The 24,237-nt window shown below is 27.2% G+C and carries 37 protein-coding genes; 28 read left to right on the top strand and 9 right to left on the bottom strand.

Features of this window, described 5'->3' with window-relative positions:
• The first annotated feature begins 14 nt into the window (after positions 1-14).
• The 4 genes from ACYUDJ_RS09630 to ACYUDJ_RS09645 all read left to right on the top strand — a co-directional run bounded on the left by ACYUDJ_RS09630 (position 15) and on the right by ACYUDJ_RS09645 (position 3,826).
• Complete coding sequence (locus tag ACYUDJ_RS09630) at positions 15-587, top strand: manganese catalase family protein (RefSeq protein WP_003487040.1); 573 nt, start codon at positions 15-17, stop codon at positions 585-587.
• A 225-nt stretch (positions 588-812) separates the two neighbouring features.
• Complete coding sequence (locus ACYUDJ_RS09635; protein WP_003487039.1) at positions 813-1,832, top strand: phosphodiester glycosidase family protein; 1,020 nt, start codon at positions 813-815, stop codon at positions 1,830-1,832.
• Between the two features lie 16 nt (positions 1,833-1,848).
• Positions 1,849-2,913 carry a hypothetical protein gene (locus ACYUDJ_RS09640; RefSeq protein ID WP_003487036.1) on the top strand — a complete coding sequence of 355 codons (1,065 nt, stop codon included), beginning with the start codon at positions 1,849-1,851 and terminating at the stop codon, positions 2,911-2,913.
• Positions 2,914-3,334: 421 nt separating this feature from the next.
• Positions 3,335-3,826, top strand: coding sequence for an LURP-one-related/scramblase family protein (locus ACYUDJ_RS09645; protein WP_003487034.1), 492 nt, complete (start codon positions 3,335-3,337; stop codon positions 3,824-3,826).
• A 333-nt stretch (positions 3,827-4,159) separates the two neighbouring features.
• Here the strand turns inward: ACYUDJ_RS09645 and ACYUDJ_RS09650 are convergent, their stop codons facing one another.
• Positions 4,160-4,564, bottom strand: a complete 405-nt coding sequence (locus ACYUDJ_RS09650; protein WP_003487032.1) for a hypothetical protein — start codon at positions 4,562-4,564, stop codon at positions 4,160-4,162.
• Positions 4,565-4,916: 352 nt separating this feature from the next.
• Between ACYUDJ_RS09650 and ACYUDJ_RS09655 the strand changes: the two genes are divergently transcribed.
• Positions 4,917-5,543 carry a dUTP diphosphatase gene (locus ACYUDJ_RS09655; protein ID WP_003487031.1) on the top strand — a complete coding sequence of 209 codons (627 nt, stop codon included), beginning with the start codon at positions 4,917-4,919 and terminating at the stop codon, positions 5,541-5,543.
• A gap of 60 nt (positions 5,544-5,603) precedes the next feature.
• Here the strand turns inward: ACYUDJ_RS09655 and ACYUDJ_RS09660 are convergent, their stop codons facing one another.
• Positions 5,604-5,795 (bottom strand): H-type small acid-soluble spore protein, encoded by a 192-nt coding sequence (locus tag ACYUDJ_RS09660; RefSeq protein ID WP_003487029.1) that lies wholly within the window; start codon positions 5,793-5,795, stop codon positions 5,604-5,606.
• A 517-nt stretch (positions 5,796-6,312) separates the two neighbouring features.
• Entirely contained in the window at positions 6,313-7,068 is a 756-nt protein-coding gene (locus ACYUDJ_RS09665) for a hypothetical protein (protein ID WP_003487027.1), read from the bottom strand.
• Between the two features lie 395 nt (positions 7,069-7,463).
• On the opposite strand from ACYUDJ_RS09665, the gene ACYUDJ_RS09670 reads away from it, so the two are divergent.
• Positions 7,464-7,610, top strand: coding sequence for an aspartyl-phosphate phosphatase Spo0E family protein (locus tag ACYUDJ_RS09670; RefSeq protein ID WP_042385580.1), 147 nt, complete (start codon positions 7,464-7,466; stop codon positions 7,608-7,610).
• A 103-nt stretch (positions 7,611-7,713) separates the two neighbouring features.
• Here the strand turns inward: ACYUDJ_RS09670 and ACYUDJ_RS09675 are convergent, their stop codons facing one another.
• The gene (locus ACYUDJ_RS09675) at positions 7,714-8,247 is read right to left on the bottom strand and encodes a helix-turn-helix domain-containing protein (protein WP_003487024.1); all 534 of its coding nucleotides are present in this window, start codon (positions 8,245-8,247) and stop codon (positions 7,714-7,716) included.
• Positions 8,248-8,670: 423 nt separating this feature from the next.
• Here ACYUDJ_RS09675 and ACYUDJ_RS09680 point away from each other — a divergent pair, with 423 nt between their 5' ends.
• The 7 genes from ACYUDJ_RS09680 (at position 8,671) to ACYUDJ_RS09710 (ending at position 12,883) form a co-directional block, all read left to right on the top strand.
• Positions 8,671-9,720 (top strand): PTS sugar transporter subunit IIC, encoded by a 1,050-nt coding sequence (locus ACYUDJ_RS09680; protein WP_003487022.1) that lies wholly within the window; start codon positions 8,671-8,673, stop codon positions 9,718-9,720.
• 431 nt (positions 9,721-10,151) lie between these two features.
• Positions 10,152-10,739: a TetR/AcrR family transcriptional regulator gene (locus tag ACYUDJ_RS09685; RefSeq protein ID WP_003487020.1), complete on the top strand. Its 588-nt coding sequence runs from the start codon at positions 10,152-10,154 to the stop codon at positions 10,737-10,739.
• A 14-nt stretch (positions 10,740-10,753) separates the two neighbouring features.
• Positions 10,754-10,981 carry a DUF4177 domain-containing protein gene (locus ACYUDJ_RS09690; protein ID WP_003487018.1) on the top strand — a complete coding sequence of 76 codons (228 nt, stop codon included), beginning with the start codon at positions 10,754-10,756 and terminating at the stop codon, positions 10,979-10,981.
• Entirely contained in the window at positions 10,978-11,709 is a 732-nt protein-coding gene (locus ACYUDJ_RS09695; RefSeq protein WP_003487016.1) for an ABC transporter ATP-binding protein, read from the top strand. The genes ACYUDJ_RS09690 and ACYUDJ_RS09695 overlap by 4 nt, the downstream gene beginning before the upstream one ends.
• Complete coding sequence (locus tag ACYUDJ_RS09700) at positions 11,706-12,398, top strand: ABC transporter permease (protein ID WP_003487014.1); 693 nt, start codon at positions 11,706-11,708, stop codon at positions 12,396-12,398. The genes ACYUDJ_RS09695 and ACYUDJ_RS09700 overlap by 4 nt, the downstream gene beginning before the upstream one ends.
• A gap of 18 nt (positions 12,399-12,416) precedes the next feature.
• On the top strand, positions 12,417-12,638 hold the full coding sequence (locus ACYUDJ_RS09705) for a hypothetical protein (RefSeq protein WP_003487012.1): 222 nt from the start codon (positions 12,417-12,419) through the stop codon (positions 12,636-12,638).
• 11 nt (positions 12,639-12,649) lie between these two features.
• Positions 12,650-12,883, top strand: a complete 234-nt coding sequence (locus tag ACYUDJ_RS09710; protein WP_003487010.1) for a hypothetical protein — start codon at positions 12,650-12,652, stop codon at positions 12,881-12,883.
• Between the two features lie 467 nt (positions 12,884-13,350).
• Here ACYUDJ_RS09710 and ACYUDJ_RS09715 read toward each other — a convergent pair whose 3' ends face one another.
• Complete coding sequence (locus ACYUDJ_RS09715; protein ID WP_042385293.1) at positions 13,351-14,787, bottom strand: alanine/glycine:cation symporter family protein; 1,437 nt, start codon at positions 14,785-14,787, stop codon at positions 13,351-13,353.
• Positions 14,788-15,948: 1,161 nt separating this feature from the next.
• Between ACYUDJ_RS09715 and ACYUDJ_RS09720 the strand changes: the two genes are divergently transcribed.
• The gene (locus ACYUDJ_RS09720; protein ID WP_003487006.1) at positions 15,949-16,257 is read left to right on the top strand and encodes a hypothetical protein; all 309 of its coding nucleotides are present in this window, start codon (positions 15,949-15,951) and stop codon (positions 16,255-16,257) included.
• Positions 16,258-16,647: 390 nt separating this feature from the next.
• Here ACYUDJ_RS09720 and ACYUDJ_RS09725 read toward each other — a convergent pair whose 3' ends face one another.
• The 3 genes from ACYUDJ_RS09725 to ACYUDJ_RS09735 form a co-directional block, all read right to left on the bottom strand.
• Positions 16,648-17,697 (bottom strand): tyrosine-type recombinase/integrase, encoded by a 1,050-nt coding sequence (locus tag ACYUDJ_RS09725; protein WP_460289548.1) that lies wholly within the window; start codon positions 17,695-17,697, stop codon positions 16,648-16,650.
• Positions 17,684-17,902, bottom strand: coding sequence for a helix-turn-helix domain-containing protein (locus tag ACYUDJ_RS09730; RefSeq protein ID WP_460289549.1), 219 nt, complete (start codon positions 17,900-17,902; stop codon positions 17,684-17,686). The genes ACYUDJ_RS09725 and ACYUDJ_RS09730 overlap by 14 nt, the downstream gene beginning before the upstream one ends.
• A 208-nt stretch (positions 17,903-18,110) precedes the next feature.
• Positions 18,111-18,428: a helix-turn-helix domain-containing protein gene (locus tag ACYUDJ_RS09735; RefSeq protein WP_460289550.1), complete on the bottom strand. Its 318-nt coding sequence runs from the start codon at positions 18,426-18,428 to the stop codon at positions 18,111-18,113.
• A 353-nt stretch (positions 18,429-18,781) separates the two neighbouring features.
• On the opposite strand from ACYUDJ_RS09735, the gene ACYUDJ_RS09740 reads away from it, so the two are divergent.
• From ACYUDJ_RS09740 to ACYUDJ_RS09750, 3 genes are all read left to right on the top strand, one after another.
• Positions 18,782-18,940 (top strand): cysteine-rich KTR domain-containing protein, encoded by a 159-nt coding sequence (locus ACYUDJ_RS09740; protein ID WP_460289551.1) that lies wholly within the window; start codon positions 18,782-18,784, stop codon positions 18,938-18,940.
• 139 nt (positions 18,941-19,079) lie between these two features.
• Positions 19,080-19,322 carry a helix-turn-helix transcriptional regulator gene (locus ACYUDJ_RS09745; RefSeq protein ID WP_460289552.1) on the top strand — a complete coding sequence of 81 codons (243 nt, stop codon included), beginning with the start codon at positions 19,080-19,082 and terminating at the stop codon, positions 19,320-19,322.
• 14 nt (positions 19,323-19,336) lie between these two features.
• Positions 19,337-19,543, top strand: a complete 207-nt coding sequence (locus tag ACYUDJ_RS09750) for a hypothetical protein (protein ID WP_460289553.1) — start codon at positions 19,337-19,339, stop codon at positions 19,541-19,543.
• Position 19,544: 1 nt separating this feature from the next.
• Here ACYUDJ_RS09750 and ACYUDJ_RS09755 read toward each other — a convergent pair whose 3' ends face one another.
• Positions 19,545-19,715, bottom strand: a complete 171-nt coding sequence (locus tag ACYUDJ_RS09755; RefSeq protein ID WP_460289554.1) for a hypothetical protein — start codon at positions 19,713-19,715, stop codon at positions 19,545-19,547.
• Positions 19,716-19,784: 69 nt separating this feature from the next.
• Between ACYUDJ_RS09755 and ACYUDJ_RS09760 the strand changes: the two genes are divergently transcribed.
• From ACYUDJ_RS09760 to ACYUDJ_RS09810, 11 genes are all read left to right on the top strand, one after another.
• Positions 19,785-20,486 (top strand): ORF6C domain-containing protein, encoded by a 702-nt coding sequence (locus ACYUDJ_RS09760; protein WP_460289555.1) that lies wholly within the window; start codon positions 19,785-19,787, stop codon positions 20,484-20,486.
• Positions 20,487-20,648, top strand: a complete 162-nt coding sequence (locus ACYUDJ_RS09765) for a transcriptional regulator (protein WP_460289556.1) — start codon at positions 20,487-20,489, stop codon at positions 20,646-20,648. It begins immediately after the preceding gene.
• A gap of 13 nt (positions 20,649-20,661) precedes the next feature.
• Positions 20,662-20,805, top strand: a complete 144-nt coding sequence (locus ACYUDJ_RS09770; protein ID WP_460289557.1) for a hypothetical protein — start codon at positions 20,662-20,664, stop codon at positions 20,803-20,805.
• Complete coding sequence (locus tag ACYUDJ_RS09775) at positions 20,798-20,965, top strand: hypothetical protein (RefSeq protein WP_460289558.1); 168 nt, start codon at positions 20,798-20,800, stop codon at positions 20,963-20,965. The genes ACYUDJ_RS09770 and ACYUDJ_RS09775 overlap by 8 nt, the downstream gene beginning before the upstream one ends.
• Before the next feature lie 3 nt (positions 20,966-20,968).
• Positions 20,969-21,211, top strand: a complete 243-nt coding sequence (locus ACYUDJ_RS09780) for a hypothetical protein (protein ID WP_460289559.1) — start codon at positions 20,969-20,971, stop codon at positions 21,209-21,211.
• Between the two features lie 115 nt (positions 21,212-21,326).
• A complete protein-coding gene (locus ACYUDJ_RS09785; RefSeq protein WP_460289560.1) occupies positions 21,327-21,482 on the top strand; it encodes a hypothetical protein in 156 nt (51 codons plus the stop codon).
• On the top strand, positions 21,455-21,949 hold the full coding sequence (locus ACYUDJ_RS09790) for a host-nuclease inhibitor Gam family protein (protein ID WP_460289561.1): 495 nt from the start codon (positions 21,455-21,457) through the stop codon (positions 21,947-21,949). Before ACYUDJ_RS09785 ends, ACYUDJ_RS09790 begins: the two co-directional genes overlap by 28 nt.
• Before the next feature lie 2 nt (positions 21,950-21,951).
• Positions 21,952-22,551: a hypothetical protein gene (locus tag ACYUDJ_RS09795; RefSeq protein WP_460289562.1), complete on the top strand. Its 600-nt coding sequence runs from the start codon at positions 21,952-21,954 to the stop codon at positions 22,549-22,551.
• Positions 22,552-22,845, top strand: a complete 294-nt coding sequence (locus tag ACYUDJ_RS09800) for a hypothetical protein (RefSeq protein WP_460289563.1) — start codon at positions 22,552-22,554, stop codon at positions 22,843-22,845. It begins immediately after the preceding gene.
• Positions 22,846-22,849: 4 nt separating this feature from the next.
• Complete coding sequence (locus tag ACYUDJ_RS09805) at positions 22,850-23,692, top strand: phage replisome organizer N-terminal domain-containing protein (protein ID WP_460289564.1); 843 nt, start codon at positions 22,850-22,852, stop codon at positions 23,690-23,692.
• On the top strand, positions 23,693-24,235 hold the full coding sequence (locus ACYUDJ_RS09810; RefSeq protein WP_460289565.1) for a replicative helicase loader/inhibitor: 543 nt from the start codon (positions 23,693-23,695) through the stop codon (positions 24,233-24,235).
• The last annotated feature ends 2 nt before the right edge of the window (positions 24,236-24,237 follow it).

Genomic DNA, 24,237 nt, shown 5'->3' on the forward strand with positions numbered 1-24,237 from the left:
GGAGTGAATAATATATGTGGATTTATGAAAAAAAATTAGAATATCCAGTTAATTTGAAGAGCAAAGATTTGGGAATGGCGAAATTCCTTCTGGCGCAGTATGGTGGACCAGATGGCGAATTGAGTGCAGCTTTAAGATACTTATCTCAAAGATATACAATGCCAACTTCTAAATCTAAGGGGCTTTTAACAGATATAGGAACAGAAGAATTAGCTCATGTAGAGATAATTGCTACTATGGCATACCAAATCATGGAGAATGCAACACCTAAGGAAATGAGAGAAGCTGGGCTAGGATCTTATTATACACAACATGGCAATGCTATATATCCGGCGGATGCTAATGGGGTACCTTGGACAGCAGCATATGTACAATCTACATCAGATCCTATAACAAATCTTCATGAGAATATGGCAGCGGAACAAAAGGCTAGAACTGTTTATGAGCATCTTATGAATTTAACAGATGATCACGACATTAAAGATGTTTTAGCATTTTTAAGACAAAGAGAGGTAGTACATTTCCAAAGATTTGGAGAAGCATTAATGAGTGTGGAAGATAAATTAAATAGTAAGACTTGTTATTAATAAATTGTAAAAATAAATTTATTAATAATAAAATTGTGTGAATTTATTAAGAATTGAGTTATAATAAAAAATATAAATCATAATTATAAAGTAACAATCCAAATTGAATGGTATAATTTGGATTGTTTTTATATTTGTAACTCATTTGTTACAAATATAATGTATAATTACAATATAATTTATATGTTAATCATAAATAATTTTTAAGTAAAAAAAGGAGTATTTATGTCTAAAAAGAGACAAAAGGAAATAAAAAGAAGAAAAAATAGAAAAAAGAAAAAAAAATCATTTATAGGAAGACTATTTTTGTTTTTAGTTTATGAAGTTATAGTAGGTGGAATTTTTTCTTTATTGATTGCCTTTTATGGACCTTTTGATAATGTAAAAAGTACATTAGTGGGAACAGCTATGGCTACATATAAGCATCAGTATATTGCCACTACTTTTTTATCGAAGGATGAAATAAATAAAATTTTAAATAAGGATAAAGGAATAAGAAATTCAAATTTAAAGGAAAATTATGGTGATATAAAAATAAAGAACAAATATGGTAATTCAGTAGAAAGATATGATATAAATACAGCTAAATTTGATGGTTATATATTAGAAATCAAAAACCCCCAAAAAGTAAAAATAGGATATACAAAGTATATGGGAAAAATGGGTGAAAGAACTAGTAAAATGGCTGAGAGGCATGGAGCTGTAGCTGCTGTAAATGGTGGTGGATTTAGGGACGTATCATCCACAGGTAAACTTTGGACAGGTACCGGAGCTTATCCAGAAGGACTTGTAATATCTAATGGTAAAGTTATTTACAATGATTTTAAACCTGGCCAAAAGGCTAATATTACAGCATTTACAAAAGAAGGATTATTAGTTGTAGGAGATCATACTGTAGATGAACTTTTAAAAATGGGAGTAGTAGAGGCCTTGTCTTTTAGAAATACATTAATAATTAATGGAAAGCCTATACCTTATAATGAAGGTATAAATCCTAGAACTGCTATAGGACAAAAGCAAGATGGAACTATAGTCTTATTAGTTATAGATGGGAGAAGGGGGATAAAACAAGGAGCTACTCTAGAAGAGGTAGAAAATATACTGCTGCAAAGAGGAGTAGTTAATGCTAGTAATTTAGATGGAGGATCCTCTTCAACTATGTATTATAAAGGAAAAGTTATAAATAGACCTTGTAATTGGGATGGAGAAAGAACAGTAGCCACTTCCATATATGTAGAACCTTAAAGGAGAAGACTTACTTATGAAAAAAATTAAAATTATATTTGTTTGGACACTAATCGCTATTGGTTTATCCTTTGCAGCTCTGCTTTTCGTGGATAAAGTTTATTTGTCTTCTGCTAAAACTTTTAAAATAAATAAGGTAGAAGAAGAAGATAAAAAAATTAAAAAAACTGTTTCTATAGATGTGCCAGATTATGCAGAAAATATAAAAATATCTTACAATGGAGAATATATATCTTATCACACTGAAAATAAAATAGTCATAATAAATGTAGCTAAAAAAGAGGAAAAATATGTAGAGTTTAAAAATGGAACAGTTAATTATACAGCATGGCTTCCAGATAGAAATATATTATTTATAGGAGAAAAATCTGCAGAAAATAATAGTAGTTTCTTAGCTTTGTTTTCTTATGATAGTGAAAAAAATGAAAAGTTTCAGTTGGAAGATGAAAATGGGAAAAAAACTATAATTAATTTGCCAAATAATAATTATGATATAAAAAATATGACCTTATCCACAGCTACTAATACTATATATTTAAAGGTGAAAAATGAACAAGGAAGAAGTAGAATTTATAGAGTAAATACTATGGCTCAGTTAGAGAGGATAAGAAGTTTAGGAAATAACTTAGGAGAAATAGCTCTTATGAATAGCGAAGATAGGGTAGTTTATGAAAATAAAAATGATGGAAATATTCATGTAGAAGGAAAAGACTATCCAATAACTATAAGAGATGGGGCTAATCATTGTCTTTTAGGTGTAGATGATAAGGATGTAATGTATATAGGTAAACTAAAAGGTGATAGGGAAGAAGGAACTATAGAAAAAATTTATTATTGGAGCTTAGATGATAAAACTATTAATAAAAAAGACATAGAGTTAGAAAGTCCAATTAACAAAAAAGATATAAAAATTCTTCCTAATGGTAAAATATTTTTTATTAATAGTAATGAAAATAAAGTTAAAGAACTTATATCAAAAGAAGAATTTAAATATAATGGAGTTTTTCAAGATATTTCAATGGACGCAATTGTATCTAAAGAAGGTAATAAAGTTATTGTAAAGCCTATTAATTTAAAGTAGTATTTATATAATTTTATAATTAAACTTTGTTTTAAATATTATAAATAAATAATGATATAAGAATAAATGTAATCAAAAGTAAATTAAAAATATTATAAATATTTAATGTAGACACTAATTATTATAAATATATAATAAATTTATTTCTTATTAATTTATTGTAGCAGTTCCTTTTATTATTGAGATTTTCATAGTAAAAGGGCTGTTTTTTTATAATTCAAATAATTAAGTAATGTTAAAAAAATAAATTTAATTGTTATTTTTATGTAGAAGAGTTAGATTTATTTTAGTAGAATATATTTAATAATAAAATTATTTTAAATTCTTAATGTTTTCTTATAAGTTATATATTTAATAGTATATACTTAAAATTATGATAGAATAAATTTACTATATTAATTTATAAAAAGGATGATACATATTGAAATTTATAATAAAACAAAAATTGTTTTCTATAACTGATAAATATATAATAGAAAATGAATATGGAGAAAAACTATATAAAGCACAAAAAATACTTATGTCTATGTTTAAAAAAATAAAAATATACGATATAGAGGATAGGGAATTAGTATATATTAAAGAGAAATTTATAAAAATTTTACCTACTTATTTGATATATATGGGGGGAAACCAAGTAGCTACCATGAAAAAAGACATAAGTATATTAAAGCCTAGATTTACAGTAGAAAGTATCATAGGGGATTATGAAGTAAAAGGAGATATATTAGATATTAATTTTACTATAGAAAAAGCTGGAGAGACTGTAGCAAGAGTAAAAAAACATTTTCCAGCTATAAGAGATTCCTATGAAGTGGATATTAAAGAAGGGGCTAGTCAAAGTCTTATTTTAGCTATGGTTATAATTATAGATGATGTAGTTCATAATACAGAAAAGGAGGATGATGATTAATTTTATAATGTGTTTAAATAAGAGTGAATATCGAAATAAAATAGATTTAATTTTAACACCTAAAATATAAAAAATACACTTAATAAACTAAGTCATTTTGCTAAGAAGTTCTAGAATAGATTCATTAAAAATTTTCTAACAAAGTAAGGAACCCTCATTGCTTTAATGCCTGGAGTCTTCTAGGCTGTGATGAATTAGAATAATTTTTAAATATACCATATTAAGAACTACTAAAGTTTATTCATATGTTTATTATGTGTATTTTTTTATATTTGCTATCTTTAAGATTAAAGATATTTTTAGTCCTCTTGTTTTATCCTAAATGAGATTTTGCTATGATTTAGAACAAGTTTTGTTCTTATAAGGACATTTTTTATTACAACTATTATTACAATTGCTATTACAACTAGAAGAAGAGCTGTTTTTACAGCAACCATTTTTACAACCATTAGTATCTCTTGGAGTAATTTTCATCATAAAATCATTATTTTTATAAATTATTTCTACTTTTTTTATATTATTAGAAACTTCATTGTTATAAACTAATATGATCGAATCATATTCATGTTTTAAATCCTTTTCTTTAATATCATCTAATATTATATCTAAACGTCCTTTAGCACAGCAGCTTTTCACATAGGAAAGCCTAACACAAGAGTAATGATTTTCTTTTAGTAAGTTTGATAAATTCTCTGAAGCTTCTTTGGATATATATATTTCTAAATTATTCTTTTCCATATAAACACCTCAAATATAATTAGTAATATTTTATATTTACCTATTATAACTTAATTGTTAAATAAACAAAAACTATAAAAAATAAAAAATCATCACTTTGTAGCATAATGTTTTACATAAAAAACAAAAAAATATCAACAAAGGACGACTTAAATATGATTATAACATTAAATTAAGAAAGTGAAAACAATTATTATAAAGTTTTTTAGTGAATTTATACAAAAGTTGCAAGATATAATATAGATTTTATAAAAAATTGCTTATTAATATTATAATCATATATTTTTATAGTATAATATATACTTGTATACTTAACAAAAGTATAAGATTATGTTAAAAGAGGTGAAGGAGTATGGACAATAAAGTTAATGTTTATATAAAGGTTTTAGAGAATGGTAAAATACCAAGTTATGGATCTTTAAATGCTGCAGGGTGTGATTTATATGCTACAAAGTATATGGAGATAAAACCAGGAGAAATAAAAGTTATTCCCTTAAATTTTGTTATGGCTATGGATGAAAACTTGGAAGCACAAATAAGACCAAGAAGTGGATTATCCTTAAAAACTAATTTAAGAGTTCCTAATAGTCCAGGAACTATAGATAGTGATTATAGAGACATAGTAGGAGTTATATTGGAAAATACATATGATATAGCTAATTTGCCCTATGATATAGCAAAAGATCCTAATGTATTAAAAGTTTTAAAAGAAAAATATAAAGAAATATCTTTAATTGATTATTTAAATAGTAAAGAAGATATAAATTTAGATACTAGTAATTCTTTAAGTATATTGAAGCAAAAGATATACTTAGATGAAAAAGGCAATCCATACGGAACTATATATATAAATAAAGGAGAAAGAATAGCTCAGATGGTATTCAAAGAATATAAAAGAGCTAATTTTATAGAGTGTGAAAATCCTCAAGAAATAGGAGAAAATAGAGGCGGAGGATTTGGACATACAGGAATAAAATAATATTAATAAAAGGTGCTGAAGGCTAATTTTCGGCACCTTTTATTAAATTATATATTATCTTTAGTTATTTAATTTGTTACATTCACTAAGAGTTTTTACATTAACAACTATTTCTTTATCTGTGTTTAAACTTTTAATATGAGCTATATTTTCTTTATTGTCTACTTTTTCTATATGAACTGGTGTATTTTTATAATAAACAGGAATATATTTTTTAGAGTCTATTATTTGTTTAGCTCGTTTAGATTCCATAAAAAAACCTCCTAAATATAAAATATATTAATATTTTTCCCCATAAAAATAAATATATTAAGGAATTAATAAAGATAAATATATATTTATTTTTATAGGGGAAATTTTAAATATGTGAATTTATAGTATGTTTTTTAGTAATATATAAATAATATAGATGAGATTAAAATTATATTTAATAATATTTTTGGAGGAGAGCTTATGAAAAAGAATAATAATAGTAAACCTAATAAACCAATGGAAGGAAATAAAGATGCTAAATTAAGACAACAAAGTGGTCAAAAAAATGCAAATAAACCTAAAAATTAAAATTATGATTTTAACAAAATATAGGTATAGTAATATAAAATGTGTATAAAATAATATATAGACTCCTAAGTTTTAAATTTTATATTTTCCTAAGTTTTAAATTTAACTTCACCTAAATAAAGTATATTTAGGTGAAGAACATTTTTATTATAAATATAAGATAAAAAATTATATTAAAAAGCTAGTCTTAATAGACTAGCTTTAATAATTATTTTTCATTAGGAGCTTTCATAAAGAAAGCTATTTTATCTTTTTTTGCTGTAGAAACACTTAAATTTCTCTTGTGTAATGTATCATCGTAATCAGAAGTTTGTCCATCGCAGACATAAGCATAATCTGTTTTTCCTTCTTTTACCCAACCCATAAAAATATATGCATGGGATGGAGAACCAGCACTGTCTACAGTAGTAAAACAAATATCACCTTTTTGTAATTTGGTATAATCTGTTTCTTTTGTCCAATTCTTTTTCTTTAAATCTTCTAATAATCCTTTAGTACTTATAGTATTTTTCGGTATATCATAGTCATTATTTCTGTATAATTGGGATATAAATATTACAGAAACACCTTTTTCACTACCTTTATTTATAGAGACTGCTTCTTTAAAGGATTTTTGTCTATTATTTTTATCTTGTATATATTTAGCTATTTTTTCATTTAAAGCAATTTCTTTGTTTTCCCCTTTCTTGTCTGTTCCTTTATTATTATTTTTTACATCTTTAGTTATTTCGGTATTATTATTTTTAGCTCCGTTATCATCTTTAGCCAAGTTAAAGGAGAAAGAAACCATCTGTTTAACAACTAATATACAAACAATCACAATAGGTATAACTACTGCTCCAAAGATTAAATTATTTTTCTTAGCAGCTTTATCTGCCATTTCATGCATTTCTTCTATATACTTTTCTTGATTTTCTTCGTTTAAATTATTAAAGTGTTTATCAAATTTATGATTTTTACTCATATTTATCCTTCCTTATATGAAAATATTTATTTCAGTTAAAATATAACAATATAACAAAATATATTACTTTATAATTGTAGCAGATAAATTATATTAAGTAAAGAAACATAAAATAACATTTTTAAATTTTATTAGATAATTCAATATATTTTAAATGTGTAAGTATAATTGATTTAGATTATATATGTAAAAATTTTTAGAGTATCTTGAAGATTCAGTGTAGGGATAAAGTAATATATATGTAAAAAAATAAATATATATACTATATAAAGAAAAAAAATAGTTACTATAATAAAAATTAATAATTACTTTGATAATTTAAGTTGAATTTTATGGTAATAAAATGTATAATAAGATACGTATTTTATAAAAAATGTATAGGGATGGTAAAAATGATGGGTAAAGTTTTAGAACAAACAAGAGAAAGATTGAATAATCTGATAGAAATGGATTCAATTTTATATGAAGGGGAGATATTGAGATTGAGTCAAGAATTGGACAAGTTAATATATAAATATTACAAGCACGAATTAATTAACTAATTAATTCGTGCTTTTTTAGTAAAAGTTATATTAAAATTTCTCAAAGGAATTAACTTTTTGTATTTAAAAGTTAATTTATAATAAACAGATTATATGTATCATGTTATTCTTTTACAGAAAACCAATAGGTTACATTAATTTCTTCGCAAGGATTTTTATATCTATGAGGAGTAAATTTATTTAAATAAATACTATCTCCTTCATGAAGAGTATAAGTTTGAGAGTTCATTTGGATTTCTAAAGTACCTTTTACTACAATACCTAATTCATCATAATTGTGCCCCCAGGAAGTATCATTATAATCTGTATTTCCTTCTATAGTTATAGCTATGGCATTCAAGTCCTTATTTCCATTAGTTAACATTTCAAATTTTATTTTTTTATCATCTGTAGAAAAAATTTCGTTACGACTATCCTTACATACAATATATTCTTTATCCTCTGTAGATTTTAATATTTCCATCAAATTTATTCCCAGTACTTCGCAAATTTGCTGTAAATTACTTACAGAAGGGCTATTTAAATCTCTTTCCAAATTGCTTATAAAACCTATAGATAGGTTTGTTAATTCTGATAATTCTTTTATAGTAAGATCTTTTTTCTTTCTGTAATATTTAATCTTTTCACCTAACTGCATTTTAGCCTCCTAATGTAGTTTTATAATTTACATTAATTATAGCATAAAAAACATAACTTCTTAAATGTTTTGGAAAGTATTATTTAAATTTGTTATTTAAAAAAATCATTTTTTACGAAAAGATGACTTAAAAAATTCATTTATATGAAAATAATAGAAATAAACAAAATTATGAAATTGTTTTTTATGAAAAACATAGAATATATACCAATACACTAGATTATAGATGTATATTTTATTATTATATATTCGTAATTGTGAAAAAAATAATAAAAAATTGAAAAAATATATAGACAATTATAAAAGTTTTGATATAATAAATAATTGTTAGCTAAATTATATTGAGAATTCCTTAGGGAAAACGTTAGCATTTTTTAAAATTTTAAATTTAATTTCAATATTTTATAAGGGGAGGAAGAAAAATTGGTAATTTTTAAAGGGACTTTATTATTATTACTTTGTTTAAGCGCATTTTCTTTATTTAGTTTAAAAGCGCCAAAAGGAATGAAAGCTATGGGAGCTTTAGCAGATGCAGCAGTAGCTACTTTTCTTGTAGAGGCATTTCAAAGCTATGTAGGCGGAGATATGTTACATATTAAATTATTAAAAGATACCGGACTAGCAGCAGGTGGAATGGGCGGAGCAGCAGCAGCTACTTTAGTTCCATTAGCTTTAGGGGTTTCACCAGTATATGCTGTATTAATAGGAGCTTCATGTTATGGATTAGGTATATTACCAGGTTTTGTAGCTGGTTATGCACTTTCTTTTATAGTTCCTATAATAGAAAAGAAAGTACCTAAAGGATTAGATTTAATTGTCTGTGTGGCCTTGGTAGCACCTTTAGCTAGATTAATAGGAAACGGAGCTACTCCAGTTGTAAATGCTACACTATTAAATATAGGCGGTATAATAACAGTAGCAGCTAATGAAAGCCCAATTATAATGGGATTTATACTAGGTGGAGTTATAACAGTAGTTGCAACAGCACCATTAAGTTCTATGGCGTTAACAGCTATGTTAGGACTTAAGGGATTGCCAATGGCTATAGGAGCTCTTTCTGTAATGGGATCTTCTTTTATGAATTTTGTGTTATTTCACAGATTAAAATTTGGAGATAGAAGCACAACTATAGCAGTTGCAATAGAGCCTCTGACTCAGGCAGATGTAATTTCAGCAAATCCTATACCTGTGTATGTTACAAACTTTATAGGTGGGGGACTTGCAGGTATCATAGTAACTCACTTTGGATTAATAAATAATGCTACAGGAACAGCAACTCCAATAGCAGGACTTATGGTTATGTATGGATTTAATGATCCTAAAAGAGTTACAATAGCAGCTATATTCTGTGCTTTGGCAGGAGCTTTTGCTGGATTCTTAGGATCAATAGTATTTAAAAACTATAAAATAAGAACCGTTGCAGAACTAAAAGTTGCTTCTGAAGAACAGGAAATTGAGCAAGCTACAGCTTAAAAATACATAGATTTAATAAAAGGTAACAGTGATTACATGAAAGATTATATCAATAGCAAGTTACCAGAAGAAAACATAAAAAAATCAAATAAAATCAATGTTTCTAGGGTAGTACCAAAGGATATAAATTGAAAATTGAATATGAAAAAGGTTAAGGGATACTGTTTTTGCAAATAGTGTCCCTTTTTTAGCACTTAAAATATATTCAGATACTTTAGACGTTCATAAATGAGCGTCTATTTTGTATGGCAGGCAGTCGCACCAGTATCAGTTTATATGAGAGTATTTTGTGTATTAGGAACAACAGTTACGATGTGTGGCAAAAATAAAATAAATGGATATATTTCGTCTTGACAAAACAGTAAGATATCATTATATTTATATTATGAATTAAAAAATAAATATATTCATGATATAAGGAGGGGGTAATAATGGCTAAAGGGCCAAAAGGTTTTTCAGATGCAGAAAAAGACGAATTGAGAGCTAAGCTATGCGTAGAATGTGAACGTAGCTGGGCAGTACATGGATACAAAAAAACAAGTGTGGGAGAATTGACAAGAAAGATTGGAATATCAACAGGAGCGTTCTACTTATTATATTCTTCTAAGGAAGATTTATTTTGTGAAACTTTGGAACGAGTACAAGATAGACTAAAAAGTGGGTTGCAGGACATTGTTGGTAATGATAGGAGCAAGGCAGGATTTATCAAATCTATAAAATGGCTTTTTCGGGAGTATAATAATTCTCCATTTTTATATGATTTTAACAATCCTGATTTCTTATCTTTTTTGAACAAGCTGCCAAAAGACAGCGTGGAAAAATTGAAATTTGATAATTTATCGTTTTTTGATAATGCAATTGAACATGCCAATCTTAATTTGAAAATTGACAAAGAAAAAGCATATGCTGTAATAGGTGCATTGCTGTATACAGTGAGCATGAAGGACGATTTATCATACAATCATCTTGAAATATTTGATTTTTTATTAGATAGCGTCATGGATAGACTTTTTGAGTAAAGAGGGGAATATTAATGGACATATTTGAATACAAGACCATAATCTTTGAAATAGGGCAACCTATATCTATTTTTTCATCTTCTATGAAAAACGAATTTAATAATCTAGGAAATGATGGGTGGGAACTGGTTTCTTTGATTTCTAGTCCACATTTAGGAAGTACAAAATATGCTTTAGTAGGAACTTTCAACAATATTTTAGCTGTATTAAAACGTGAACAGCGTGAAAGCGTGAACAGATGAAAAAGGAATATGCAATTGAGATACATGATTTAACGAAAGAGATTGATGGAAAAGCTATCCTGTCTGGCATTACAATGAATGTAAAAAAAGGTGAGATATATGGTTTTTTAGGTGCAAATGGTGCAGGAAAAACCACCTTGATGAAAACTATATACGGAATCTTAAAACCTACTTCGGGGTCAATTTGTATTTTGGGAAATGAACTGACAGAAAATAATTGTGCTGTTTTTAGTAAAATGGGTAGTTTAATTGAGATTCCAGTTTTTTATCATAACTTTTCAGCCTATAAAAATCTTGAATTACATTGTGGCTACATGGGAGCACAATACATTCAAAATATTGAAAAAACGTTGGATATAGCGGGTATAGGGGATCAAGGTGATAAGCCTGTCAAAGAATTTTCGCTGGGGATGAAGCAAAGGCTCGCATTAGCTAGAGCTATTCTGACAAATCCAGAGTTATTGATTTTAGATGAACCAATCAACGGATTAGATCCACAAGGTATAACAGAAATTAGAGAACTGCTTTTGCAAATTAATCGTGAGAATGGAACGACCATTCTTATTTCCAGTCATATTTTGAGTGAGATGGCTAAGATAGCAGATAGGATTGGTGTGATCGATAAAGGCATAATATTAAAAGAAATTTCTATGACAGAAATAGTGGATAAAGGAATAGAGTTGGAATCTTACTATTTAGAATTGCTAAAAGGAGGAAATGCTTTATGAAGCATTTAATAAAATTAGAGTTGGAACGATTTCCCCTAAAACCACATTTGTTGGGAGTCATATTAGCAAACATTATCATTTTAGCTTTGAGTGTTTCTGTATCCTCCACATTTGCCACTACATCGATGCAATCTATACCAAGTGGATTACCCCCTTTGCAGTTAAGCACAATAGCAATAGCTAAGCTGCTTATAAAGACTACTTTGATTGTTTGGCAATCTGTATTGATTGCAACAATTATTGTTGAGGAATATCAAAGCAAGACAATTATGCTGTTATATACTTATCCAATCAATCGTAAAAAAATGATAGCAGCAAAGATTACTTTGGTTTGTGGCATTATGTTGATATTCTATTTGAGTTCAGAAGTATTCCAGCATATGGCTATCTATATATTTAGCAGATACATAAGTTTTATAACTTATCAATTGGATAATATTTTAATTCAGTTAGTAATCATTATTTCTGCCATTTTATTAGGTCTTGTTCCTTTATATATTGGGATGATAAGAAAATCAACAATTGCTACAATTGTTTCTTCTCTGATAATTGTATGTATAACATCTAATTCACAGGGAAGCACTGCGGGGTTAATTTCTGTTCCAGCAGTGGCAATAACGTTTGGCGTCATTGGACTAATTTTTACTGTACTTGTCATAAAGAAAATAATAACATCTGATTTATATTGATAGCAGGAGGATATTTTTATGGATTTATTTGAAATTCCGCCATTTGTACCAGTTCCAAGTAGAGAAGTAATGTTCAATCTTTCCATAATTTCAGTAATAATCGGGATATGCTTGATTATAGTTGGATTGGTATTGAATAATAAAAACAAGAAAAAAAATACAGCCGCATGGATATGTATCACTATTGGGATAGTGATAATTGCTAATCACGGAATACAATTATTATTTACAATTTTTTAGGAGGAAAGATTATGATAGAAGAAATGAATGCAACTTGTAAAAAATTAAATGATTTAGTTGGAGTGAACGTTAAATTGCCTAACCCAAGTAAACGCACTTTACAAGCCAGTGCAGTTGTTAACTGCACAATGGGTGTAGGATTGATTTTATTTGGAGCTTTATCTTCACAAAAATGGACAGCTATTTTAGGAGGATTAAGCATTGTGGGTAGTGTTATATCTAGTGGAGAAGCTAAAAAGAAATAAAGGAGAAACGGTATATCACCTTTAAAACTGTCTTGCGATTATAAAAAGCTTTAATGATGGCAGATAGTTTTCCTGGATTAGAATTTCAAAGACAATAGCCAAATGACGGTTTTGAAACACAATTAAAGCCGTCATTTTCCTTTTTAAAAATGGAGTTGCGGTAGTGTGACTCTATATTCTCATAATATTATTCAATAGTATCTAACGAATGTGATAATATAAAAAAATTCTAAATCTAACTATATTAAAAATTTTCCACCACGGAAAGGCACCATACTTAATCTCCTTATGAAGACTAAAGATGGTGCCTTTAAGAAATTAGGTCAAATTTTAATTTCACCAGATTTAGAACTATTAAAGCTTATTCATATGTTTATTACATGTATTTTCTTATCTTTTCTGTCTCAAAATTAAATCTATTTTAAGACATCCTATTATTATGATCAATTTGATAAATAGTACTAATATTATGCTAATTTTTCTGACTCTTCACGAGTTGGCCAGCATTCTATATTATTTAAACCTTCAATACTATCTGCATAAAAAACAGGTTCTATACCTTGTTTCTTTTGTCTATCATAATCTTTTAGAGCTGCAAAAGCTATTTTAGATAACATAGTTATAGCGATTAAGTTTATTATAGCCATAAAGCCCATGAATAGATCAGCCATATCCCAAACTATTTGAATTTTAGCAATAGATCCAAAAATAACCATACCTATTACACATATTCTGTATAAAAAAAGACTAGTTTTACTTCCTTTTAAAAATTCGATGTTTGTTTCTCCATAGTAGTAGTTACCTATTACAGAACTAAAAGCAAAAAGGAATATACATATGGCTATAAAGGTATTTCCCCAAGAACCTACTTGCGAACTTAATGCAGTTTGTGTAAGTTGAATTCCTGTTAAGTCACTTTTTAAATAGCTACCAGAAATTAAAACTATGAAAGAAGTTGCACTACATATTAATATAGTATCTGTAAATACACCTAAAGTTTGAATAAGTCCTTGTTTAGCAGGATGAGTAACATTAGCTGTTGCAGCAGCATTTGGTGCACTTCCCATTCCAGCTTCGTTAGAAAATAATCCTCTTTTAATGCCCATAAGTACAGCAGCTCCTAATCCACCACCAACAACCTGTTTTATACCAAAAGCATTTTCTATAATAAGAGAAAATATACTAGGAATACTACCTATATTTTTTAAAATAACAAATAAAGCTACTATTACATAGGTTATTGCCATTATAGGAACAATAATTTCACTAGCTCTAGCAATTCTTTTAACACCACCAAATATAATAAGAGAGGTAAGGACTGCTAGGATTAATCCTATAATTAAAGTGTTTACACCAAAGGCTTGTTCAAAAGCTAAAGAAATAGTATTAGCTTGAACAGAGTTAAATACAAGACCATAACTTATAGTTATTAATATAGAGAATATTATGCCCATCCATTTCTTATTTAAAGCTTTTTCCATATAATAAGCAGGACCGCCTCTAAAACCATGTTCGTCTTCTACTTTATATATTTGTGCTAAAGTGCTTTCAACAAAACTTGAAGCACCACCGATTAAAGCTATAAGCCACATCCAAAACACAGCACCAGGACCTCCGGAAGCAATAGCAATAGCCACCCCAGCTAAGTTACCAGTACCAACTCTTGAAGCTGTACTTATACAGAAGGCTTGAAAAGAAGAAACACCTTTTTTACCTTTATGTTTCTCTCTACCAGATTTACTTGCACCTTCTCCTAATAATCGAAACATTTCTTTAAAATATCTAATTTGAACAAATTTAGATTTAAAAGAGAAGAATAAACCTAAAGTTATTAACAATGCTATCAGTATATAAGACCATAGATAATTATTTAATACCGATATAAAATTTTCTAAAAAATTCATATAATTTCCACCTTTCCAAATATACTTTATATTTATTAAATTATTTACTTTATATAAATACATTTAAAATTGTATCAGAAAATAAACTTAATATCAATTTAAAGTGTATTCTGAAAAATGAACTTAAAAAATCAAAAGTTGCTTTACTTAAAGGAAAGCTTTATTACAACTAAAATAGTGGAAAATTTTTTATAAAATTATAAAATATATATATAAATAGAATATATATTTATATAATTTATTTGCATTAAAAATTGCAGTGATATTCAAAATGTTACTTTAAGAATAACTTAATTTTTATAATATGGTTGCGTTTAATGGAAATAATTATAAATAAGTATGAAAAAATCCATATTTTTATAAAAGCATGGAAAATAAATACAGATGCCCGTGAAAGAAAAACTTCATAAATTTAAATTTATTATGAAAAAAATTATATAATATATAGATTGATTTTTTATAATAAAAATTTTGAAAGTTTTTATTTATAAAATTCATATTCAATATATTATGACAATTTTAAAATTTTAAAAATGATATTATTAATAAAACTTTTCAAATGAGGGTTTCTTTATAAGTTTTTTTTATTTGATTTATAAAAAAATATAATATATACTAGTTTTGTTGGTAAATAAAGATTTACCTAGAGGAACTTTATAATATTACCCCAAAAAACCCAAAAACTACAGTTATAAGCGACCCTCTTGTTTAAAGGCTTTAATATTACCTTTAAAACCAAAAGAGAACTTGATAACGTATTTAAAGTAAAAAGAAACACAATTATAATTGTGTTTCTTTTTACTTTTTTTATTTTTAAAAACTCCTACATTGAATTAAAGGAGTAAAGGAGAGTTAGGATAATAAGGTTAGTATAAATTAAATACAAGGGATTTTTGCAAGAGAAGGAAATCCTTCTAATTTATATATTATGAATATAAACATATTATTGATATATGTAATTTGAAAAACCTTGAAAAAGCATGGAAAAGCGTATAATTTTTAAAAATAAAGACTAGTATACCTTACAAATTTAATAATATAAAAATACAGTGGAAAAATAGAGTATATTAGACTTTACTATAATTCAATATTATTGTAAAATGATGCAAATAATAAAAATTCAACACATAAATTATATGGAAATTTGAAGGGAGCTAGATTATGTGTAAAATGATAACCCAAGGCAGCGAAAAAGTCTGTATTGGGGAAAATGCTATAGCTATAAATGGAGCTATAAATATACCACAGGGTGAAGATAGAGAAAAATTTTTTAAGGAATTTACAAAATGGTTAAAAAATAATAATTGTTCATTTTTTGGTATGACAAATTATGTTGAAACAGAAAAGGAAGCAAAGGAAAAAACAAAAGAAATATTATTTGATTATGCTAGTGAAGAATTAGAAAAAAATTTAGAAAACTTTGAGGATGAAGAAAAGGTAATACAATTATCTAAATTTAAGGTTTTATAACATTGGGTATTTTGGGTATCTATTAAAGTATTTAAATAATCCTTAGATTATAATTTTAGAATAGATTTAATTAATATAAAAAAATAGAATTGAGATATATTTTAATTATAAATATAATTTTATTTACATAAATATAGTTAAACATTTCATAAAAATATTTTTATGAAATGTTTTTTATTTATATATAAATTATATAACAAAGTAATGTGGTTCAAAAAAATCTATTTAGGATACTTAATTATTAATAGAATATATAATTAATTCTTAATAGTTCCTTAAATACAGTAAAAATCTATTAATATATTATGACTATAATGATAATTTTTAGAATAATCGTTGATATGTAGCCATTAGATGTGAAAACAATATTTTAAACGTACTAAAAACGTACTAATATAATTCATTTAACTTTATAGCTACTTCATTATCTTTATTAGGATATAAGTGGCTATATATATTTAATGTAGTTTCTATGCTCTCATGCCCCAATCGTTCAGAAATTAATAAGGGGTTAAACCCTAGTTCTATTAATAAACTAGCGTTAGAATGTCTTAGATCATGTACACGTATTTTTTTTAGGTTGTATTTTCCACAAATTGTTTTCAATTTATTACTTAAATATGCGTGTTGCATATAGAACAATCGTTGTTGAGGGTTTGACTTGTATACTTTGTTTTTATAGTTTTTTATTTCTTCACAAAGAGAAGATGGTATAGTTATTTTTCTTTTACTTTTAGGAGTTTTAGGTGGGTTTATAACGTCCTTATTTTTAAATCTTACATAAGTTTTATTAATATTTATTGTTTTATTTTCTAAGTCTATATCATTAAATGTAAGAGCTAATAACTCACCTACCCTCATACCTGTCCAAAACAATATTGTATAAGCCAATTTATATTTAGGGTTCTTAATGTGTTTAATAAATTCATTAAATTCTTCTATAGTCCAAAAATTAATATTGCTAGATTTAATTTTCCCTATAGTTCCAGCTTTGACAACAGGATTGCTATTTAAGCCATAGTATTTTACAGCAAAGTTAAAAATAGCACTAAGTTGGGTACTTATAGCACGGGAATATGTATTAGAATAGTCATCTTCTAAAATACTGTTTTGCCATTTTCTTATGTGGTTAGGTGTAATAGTGTTTATTCCCATATCTTTGAAATAGGGCAATATTTGAGAATCTATTATAAATTTTTTATTCTTTAATGTTGTTTGTCTTATCTTATTTTTAACATCATCTAAATATATATCAACTAAATTTTCGAAATTAATATCTGTATTATTGCTTTGTTTATTTAAAAATTCTCTTTCATAATCCTTGGCATCTTTTTGCCTTTTAAATCCTTCTTTCTTTTTTCTTTTTCTTTTACCTGTCCAGTCAGTGTAATAAAAACTACAAAAATAAGTTCCTCTTTGTTCATTCTTATATACAGCCATTTTTTCTATTCCTTTCTTCTTTTAATAGTATGTCTAATAGCTTTACAGGACTAATTTGTAAAGCATGTGCTAATCTTTTTAATTTTCCTATTGTCAGTCCTTCAATGTCGCCGTTTTCTATTCTACATATATATACCTGTGTAACTCCAATTCTTTCTCCTAAGGCTTCTTGTGTATACCCTAGTTTCGTCCTTAGTTTCTCCACTCCGACATCACCTAATATAATTATACTAATTTCGACAAAAAAGTAATGTGGAAAATGTCGGAAATATAACTACCAGTTATATTTTTTGTGTTACTATTAACGTATAGGAGGGATCCAAATGAATAAAAGAATTATGAAAAAACAAATAAAAAAACTACAGGAAGAAAACGTTAAACTTAAAGAAGTAATAAACAAAATAAAAATAAGGTTAATCTAACATTTTATCTAACATTTTCTTAATAAACTCTTTTTCCTCGCGAGGTAACTTAGAAATTTTCTCATAATACTTTTGCATTTCAGCATCTATTTCAATTGCTGTTTTATTTGTCATATCTTCATCAAGTAAAATGGCAACAGGTACATCTAATGCCTTAGCCACTTTTTCTAGTGTTGTTGCACTTGGATTAACCTTACCCTTTTCAGCATCATGTAAAGTTGATTTTGCAACACCGCTTATATCAGATAATTTTTGCAAAGACATTTTTTTAGAATTTCTTATAGCTTTTATATTATTACCTAAAGACATTTCAAACTTCCTTTCATTTGTACGACTTATCATACAAGTATTATATCATATCGTCCGAGAAAGTAAACCGAAAATATTAGAAAATTAAAGATATCCGAACTTTGTGCGAGAAAACAGTATGATAATAACTTAATTTGTGCGAATTTACGGAAATACTAAGTTTGTATTATATCCGATAAAGGGGTATATTATACACATAGACAACGACATAACAGAAACAAACGAGGTGATTGAGTGATTAACACAAGCTGAAAATACAATTAATAAATGGACGAAAGGAGACAGCGAAGTGTTTAAGGATATAGAAGAAATAATCAAAAGGAGTGATTGAGAATGCCAAGAGTGATGCTACTGTGAAAGCATGGTTTAAATGCCCGATATGTGGTCAAAAATTATTGAAGATTGATACTACTAAAAAAATAGAAGGTGTGTATCTAATGTGTAAAAAGTGCCACCAAGAAATAGAAATAATAAACAACATAGAGTCAAAGCCAGAGCCGATAGCTATTTAGCTATTAAGTGAGCCAGAGCGTGAACCAGTTGTTAATCTAATTAAACATAAACTTATTAAATTAAGATTTGTGTTTATAGGATTAATAACTGGTTTTTTACGCTTATAGCTCACAAAAACAAAACAGAGGAGGGTTGAAAGTGCAAAACAACATCAAGAGATTGCTTGAATTAAGAGGTAAAAAAGTAAGTGATTTAATAAAAGAAACTGAATTGTCAAGAAGCTTTATATATGACGTTATAAATGAAAAATCAGTTCCAACAGTTAAAACAGCGAGAAAAATAGCAGATTATTTAGATGCAACTATAGATGGAGTTTTCCCAAGCGGTAAGAAATTAACTGAAAAAGAAAATTTAGAAAAAATATTAAAAGTGAGTTTATAAAGGAGATAATGATTATGAAAAAAGTAATTAATATTGATTTGCTTCAAGAGTTTTTGAAAGAATTTGAAGGTTATGAAACCTTTCAATTTACAGAAGAAGAAAAGGGAATAATGCAAGAAATTTTAAACATTCTAACTGAAAAAGATGTGACAGTTATTAGAGCAAAAAAGATATTGGAATTTTGCATAACTGCCACAAACTTTTCAAAAATAGGTGGTTAGATTAAGTATACAAATTTCTTATACATTCTTCTGTAACTTTCGGTTTAGATAAGTCAATAAGTTCCAAATAAATTTTATTAAATTCTTCAAAAATTTCTTTAGAAGTCATATTGCAAAAATTTGGATTTAATTTTACTTTCTCAACCGCTAATTGGCCTAAAAGTTCCTCCATATCGAGCACCCCCTCTTATTAGAGGTTAGCATATGAAGGATAAAAAGTAAATAAAAGGAGTTGTAATATATGAATGATTTACAAGTATTAAACAATAAAAACTTAACTTTAGATAGTAGAGAAGTTACTGAAATGATAGGCAAACCACATAATGATTTAATGAAAAGTATCAGAACTTATATAGGTTACTTAGGAGAGGGAGGAATTCCCCAGTCCGATTATTTCATAGAATCAACTTATATAAATTCACAGAATAAAGAACAACCATGTTACCTACTTACAAAAATGGGTTGTGAAATGGTAGCAAATAAAATGACAGGTAAAAAAGGAGTTTTATTTACTGCCAAATATGTTAAAAGATTTAACCAAATGGAACAAAGCAGTTCACCAAAAATCAGCACAGAGTTACGAGCAATATTAATGCTAGATAATAAAACAATGGAGATAGAAGAAAAGGTAACTAACTTAGAAAACAATATCCCACTTTTTAATGTGGAGTGTAAAGAGTTGCAAGCTTTAGTAAGAAAAACAGGAATAAAAGTTTTAGGTGGGTATCGTACACAAGCCTACAATGATAGATCATTACGCACCAAGGTATATACAGATATACAACACCAGTTAAAGAGAGAATTTGGTGTTACTAGATATGAAGCAATAAAAAGAAAACAATTAAATAAAGCAAAAGAAATATTAAAAAATTATACAGTTCCAGTTTATTTAAAAGAAGAAATATTTAATATAAACAATCAAGAAGAATGGAGATGTATATAAATGTTTTATACAGTTGACCAAATAACAGAAATGTTACAGATAAGTAAATCCAAGGCTTATAAAATAGTAGCTAGTCTTAATAAAGAACTGAAAGAAAAAGGATATATAACTATAGCTGGAAGAGTACCTAAAAAGTATTTTGAAGAAAAGTATTATATCTAAGGAGGGAAAGTAAATGACACCATATGAACAACTTATACAACAAATAGAAGAGAGCTTTAATTACAGCAATGCAGATGCAGAGGAGTACGCTAAAAAGCTAAAAAACTTGTCATTAGTAGCATTAGAAGAAATAGAAAGAGAATTTAAAAATGCTTAGGTTAGGCGAAGTTATATTAGCTATATACAGCTTAATAATACTGTTAGCTTTTATAGGTGTAGACATTAAGTATCTAAAAAAGATTAAGGATAATGGCTGGCTTACAGTAATATCTGTGCCTATAGTAATATTTCTTTTAAACATTATTTGGAGGAGATAGAGTATGTTAGAAAATTGGTATGCTTTAGCAGTAGCGATTATAAAAAATACAACTATAGAAGAAGCTTTCGAGTTATACGAATACGGAAAGATAAATAAAAGAAAGAAAATAACTAAAGATGAAGCAGAGGAGATTTTTGACCTAAGAAAGATATATACGCCTAAAGAACTGGGAGAGATTTTAAATAAAAGTGATAGTAGTATATGCCATATTGTTACTAAATATAAACAAGGCTTATATAGTTAAGAGGATGTCAAAATGGATAGAAATTTAGAAATAAAAAAAAGCTCCCTGCCAGGAGCTAAAAACTTAATAAATTAAACATTAAATATATTTTATACAAGATTAGAGGTTTTGTAAAGTGAATTATTGTAAGGGTTGCATACATTGTGTACTCCAAGCGGTAGCTTGTTCTACAGATAGAGAGGAACAGTTATTATGGGAACAAACATGTATAGCAGAGAAATGTAAAAGGGAGGTAAAAGAAGAATGGAAAACCAAGAAACTTTTAAAATAACAGATCTTAAAGGTGCTAGTTGGGCATTAAGAAAGATAAAAGAATGTAAGGAAAGTATTTTAGAAAAAGAAGAACTAGCAAAAGTAGAAAAGGAAAGGATAGATAAATGGCTACTAGATGAAACCAAGAGTGATTTAGCCATACTTGAATACTTTAACGGATTATTAGTTGAATACTATAGAGAACTAAAGAGAAATGACCCTAAACCTAAAATAACAACACCTTATGGACAAGTAACAAGTAGAAAGAACAAAAAATGGAGTTATGGTAATGAAGAAGATTTTATAGAGTATTTAACATCTAATGGATATAACAATTTAATTAGAGTTAAAAAAGAAATAGATAAGAATGAAATTAAAAAGGAATTTATATTAAAAGATAATGTAGTAATTAATAAAAATACTGGTGAAGTTATTCCGTATATAGATGTAACAGAAGAAGAAAATATAAATATTAAGGTGGAATAGATATGGATAAATTAGAACTTTATAATAAAATGCGAGAAGTGCCAGTAGAAGCTAAAAAAGAAATAATAGCTGGAAGGCTCAAAGGAATGACAGATATTAATCCAATGTGGCGAATAAAAAAATTAACTGAAGAATTTGGGCCATGTGGCATAGGATGGTTTTATGAAATAACAAAACAATGGATTGAAGAAGGTTCCAATAATCAAAAAATTGCATTCACTAATATCAATTTGTATATAAAATACAATTCTGAATGGTCAAAAGCTATCACAGGTACTGGTGGAAGTAGTTTTATAGCTAAAGAAAGAAGCGGACTATATACCAGCGATGAGTGTTTTAAAATGTCTTTAACCGATGCGATAAGTGTAGCTTGTAAAAGTTTAGGTATAGCCGCAGATGTATATTTTGAAAAAGATAAAACTAAATATACGCCTAATAATCAAGGCGATATTCCACATACAACTACTACAGACCGACCAAACAATAAAACTTATTCTTGCAGTAGTTGTGGAATAACTGTAAAAGAAAATGTTGCTAAATTTAGTTCCAATAGGTTTAAAAAAATATTATGTGTGAATTGTCAGAAGAAAGAAGGTAATTAAATGTTAAGCGCAACTTTATATATGGGCAAAGAAACGGAATTAAATATAGAAGAAGTAGATAATAGATTTTGTTTAAATCTAATTAAAATGTTTGACTATGACTTGAGTATTGTATGTACAAGAGAAGTTCTAGAAAAAATACAAAACTTTTTAGAAAAAAATCTATATGATGAAATAACCTACCAAGAGTTAGAAGAAGAAATAGCAGTAAAGGAATTACTTTTAGAACAGGCAGAGAGCCAAATACAAAGCTTACAGGATAGAATAGAGTTTCTGCAAGATAGAGGTGTTTAACTGCATGAGTGATAATAAAAAATACTATTATTTAAAGCTAAAAGAAAGCTTTTACGAACGTGATGAAATGGTTATTCTTGAAAGTATGCCAGACGGTTATATGTATTCTAATATATTATTAAAATTATATCTTAGAAGTTTAAAAAATGATGGCAAGTTATTAATTAATGAAAGAATACCTTACAATGCAATGATGTTATCAAATATAACTAGAATGCCGGTTGCAGTAGTAGAAAAAGCTATACAAATATTTAAGGAACTAGAATTAATAGAAGTATTGGATAATGGAGCTATATATATGCTTGATATCCAAAACTTTATAGGAGAAAGTAGTACGGAAGCAGATAGAAAAAGACTTTATAGAAAAAAGATAGAAGAAGAAAAACTATTAATAAGTGGACAAATGTCTGGACAAATCTCCGACAAAACTCCACCAGAGATAGAGTTAGAGAAAGAGATAGATATAGAGTTAGAGAAAGAGATAGATATAGAGTTAGAGAAAAAGAAAAAAAAGAAAGGAAGTAAGAAAGAAGGTACTAATAAAACTTACAATACAATAATTGATGAATATACAAACAATGAAGAATTAAAAAATACTATATTAGAATTTATAAAAATGAGAACTCTAATAAAATCTAAAATGACAAATAATGCATTAGACTTAATGCTTAAAAACTTAAATAAATTATCTAATAATGATGATATAAAAATTAAGATATTAGAACAATCAATAATGAATAGTTGGAAAGGTGTATTCCCATTAAAAGAAAGTAATTCTATAAAACAAAGTTCAAGCAATACAGATTCAAGCAACCCATTTTTAAATATGTTGAATGGGGGTATGTAAATGACACGGGAAGAAACAATTACGATACTAAGTATTATTAAGGCAGCATATCCACAATGGGCAAGAGGATTAACAAAAACGGATGCGGATATGATGATTACTTTATGGTCAAGTATGCTAGAAGAACATGAATATAAATTAGTACAAGTAGCTATTAAAAAGATTATAGCAACAAATAAGTTTCCACCAAGTGTGGCGGAAGTAATAGAAGCTATAAACTATATAACTTCTGGTGGGGCAAGTGAAATGACAGAAATTGAAGCATGGGGACTAGTGCGGAAAGCCATTAAAAATTCAGCTTATAATGCTGAAGAAGAATTTAATAAGTTACCTGAAAAGATACAACGGGCAATAGGCAGCCATAATATACTTCATAATTGGAGCCAAGAAACTGTAGACGGAATTGAAAAAGTTATAGGATCTAATTTTATGAGAAGTTATAAGGCTACTGTAATAAGAAATAAAGAAGAAAAACAGTTACCACAAAGTATTAGAACTATGCTAGGAAGTATAGGTAATAAAATGATTGAGGGGGATAAATAAGT

This window comes from Clostridium sp. CTA-6 (genome assembly GCF_054768115.1).

Coding starts and splice junctions, on each gene's coding strand:
- ACYUDJ_RS09630 (WP_003487040.1), top strand. CDS start 15: ATGTGGATTTATGAAAAAAAATTAGAATATCCAGTTAATTTGAAGAGC.
- ACYUDJ_RS09635 (WP_003487039.1), top strand. CDS start 813: ATGTCTAAAAAGAGACAAAAGGAAATAAAAAGAAGAAAAAATAGAAAA.
- ACYUDJ_RS09640 (WP_003487036.1), top strand. CDS start 1,849: ATGAAAAAAATTAAAATTATATTTGTTTGGACACTAATCGCTATTGGT.
- ACYUDJ_RS09650 (WP_003487032.1), bottom strand. CDS start 4,564: ATGGAAAAGAATAATTTAGAAATATATATATCCAAAGAAGCTTCAGAG.
- ACYUDJ_RS09655 (WP_003487031.1), top strand. CDS start 4,917: ATGGACAATAAAGTTAATGTTTATATAAAGGTTTTAGAGAATGGTAAA.
- ACYUDJ_RS09660 (WP_003487029.1), bottom strand. CDS start 5,795: ATGGAATCTAAACGAGCTAAACAAATAATAGACTCTAAAAAATATATT.
- ACYUDJ_RS09665 (WP_003487027.1), bottom strand. CDS start 7,068: ATGAGTAAAAATCATAAATTTGATAAACACTTTAATAATTTAAACGAA.
- ACYUDJ_RS09670 (WP_042385580.1), top strand. CDS start 7,464: ATGGGTAAAGTTTTAGAACAAACAAGAGAAAGATTGAATAATCTGATA.
- ACYUDJ_RS09675 (WP_003487024.1), bottom strand. CDS start 8,247: ATGCAGTTAGGTGAAAAGATTAAATATTACAGAAAGAAAAAAGATCTT.
- ACYUDJ_RS09685 (WP_003487020.1), top strand. CDS start 10,152: ATGGCTAAAGGGCCAAAAGGTTTTTCAGATGCAGAAAAAGACGAATTG.
- ACYUDJ_RS09690 (WP_003487018.1), top strand. CDS start 10,754: ATGGACATATTTGAATACAAGACCATAATCTTTGAAATAGGGCAACCT.
- ACYUDJ_RS09695 (WP_003487016.1), top strand. CDS start 10,978: ATGAAAAAGGAATATGCAATTGAGATACATGATTTAACGAAAGAGATT.
- ACYUDJ_RS09700 (WP_003487014.1), top strand. CDS start 11,706: ATGAAGCATTTAATAAAATTAGAGTTGGAACGATTTCCCCTAAAACCA.
- ACYUDJ_RS09705 (WP_003487012.1), top strand. CDS start 12,417: ATGGATTTATTTGAAATTCCGCCATTTGTACCAGTTCCAAGTAGAGAA.
- ACYUDJ_RS09710 (WP_003487010.1), top strand. CDS start 12,650: ATGATAGAAGAAATGAATGCAACTTGTAAAAAATTAAATGATTTAGTT.
- ACYUDJ_RS09715 (WP_042385293.1), bottom strand. CDS start 14,787: ATGAATTTTTTAGAAAATTTTATATCGGTATTAAATAATTATCTATGG.
- ACYUDJ_RS09720 (WP_003487006.1), top strand. CDS start 15,949: ATGTGTAAAATGATAACCCAAGGCAGCGAAAAAGTCTGTATTGGGGAA.
- ACYUDJ_RS09725 (WP_460289548.1), bottom strand. CDS start 17,697: ATGGCTGTATATAAGAATGAACAAAGAGGAACTTATTTTTGTAGTTTT.
- ACYUDJ_RS09735 (WP_460289550.1), bottom strand. CDS start 18,428: ATGTCTTTAGGTAATAATATAAAAGCTATAAGAAATTCTAAAAAAATG.
- ACYUDJ_RS09750 (WP_460289553.1), top strand. CDS start 19,337: ATGAAAAAAGTAATTAATATTGATTTGCTTCAAGAGTTTTTGAAAGAA.
- ACYUDJ_RS09755 (WP_460289554.1), bottom strand. CDS start 19,715: ATGGAGGAACTTTTAGGCCAATTAGCGGTTGAGAAAGTAAAATTAAAT.
- ACYUDJ_RS09760 (WP_460289555.1), top strand. CDS start 19,785: ATGAATGATTTACAAGTATTAAACAATAAAAACTTAACTTTAGATAGT.
- ACYUDJ_RS09765 (WP_460289556.1), top strand. CDS start 20,487: ATGTTTTATACAGTTGACCAAATAACAGAAATGTTACAGATAAGTAAA.
- ACYUDJ_RS09770 (WP_460289557.1), top strand. CDS start 20,662: ATGACACCATATGAACAACTTATACAACAAATAGAAGAGAGCTTTAAT.
- ACYUDJ_RS09775 (WP_460289558.1), top strand. CDS start 20,798: ATGCTTAGGTTAGGCGAAGTTATATTAGCTATATACAGCTTAATAATA.
- ACYUDJ_RS09780 (WP_460289559.1), top strand. CDS start 20,969: ATGTTAGAAAATTGGTATGCTTTAGCAGTAGCGATTATAAAAAATACA.
- ACYUDJ_RS09790 (WP_460289561.1), top strand. CDS start 21,455: ATGGAAAACCAAGAAACTTTTAAAATAACAGATCTTAAAGGTGCTAGT.
- ACYUDJ_RS09795 (WP_460289562.1), top strand. CDS start 21,952: ATGGATAAATTAGAACTTTATAATAAAATGCGAGAAGTGCCAGTAGAA.
- ACYUDJ_RS09800 (WP_460289563.1), top strand. CDS start 22,552: ATGTTAAGCGCAACTTTATATATGGGCAAAGAAACGGAATTAAATATA.
- ACYUDJ_RS09805 (WP_460289564.1), top strand. CDS start 22,850: ATGAGTGATAATAAAAAATACTATTATTTAAAGCTAAAAGAAAGCTTT.
- ACYUDJ_RS09810 (WP_460289565.1), top strand. CDS start 23,693: ATGACACGGGAAGAAACAATTACGATACTAAGTATTATTAAGGCAGCA.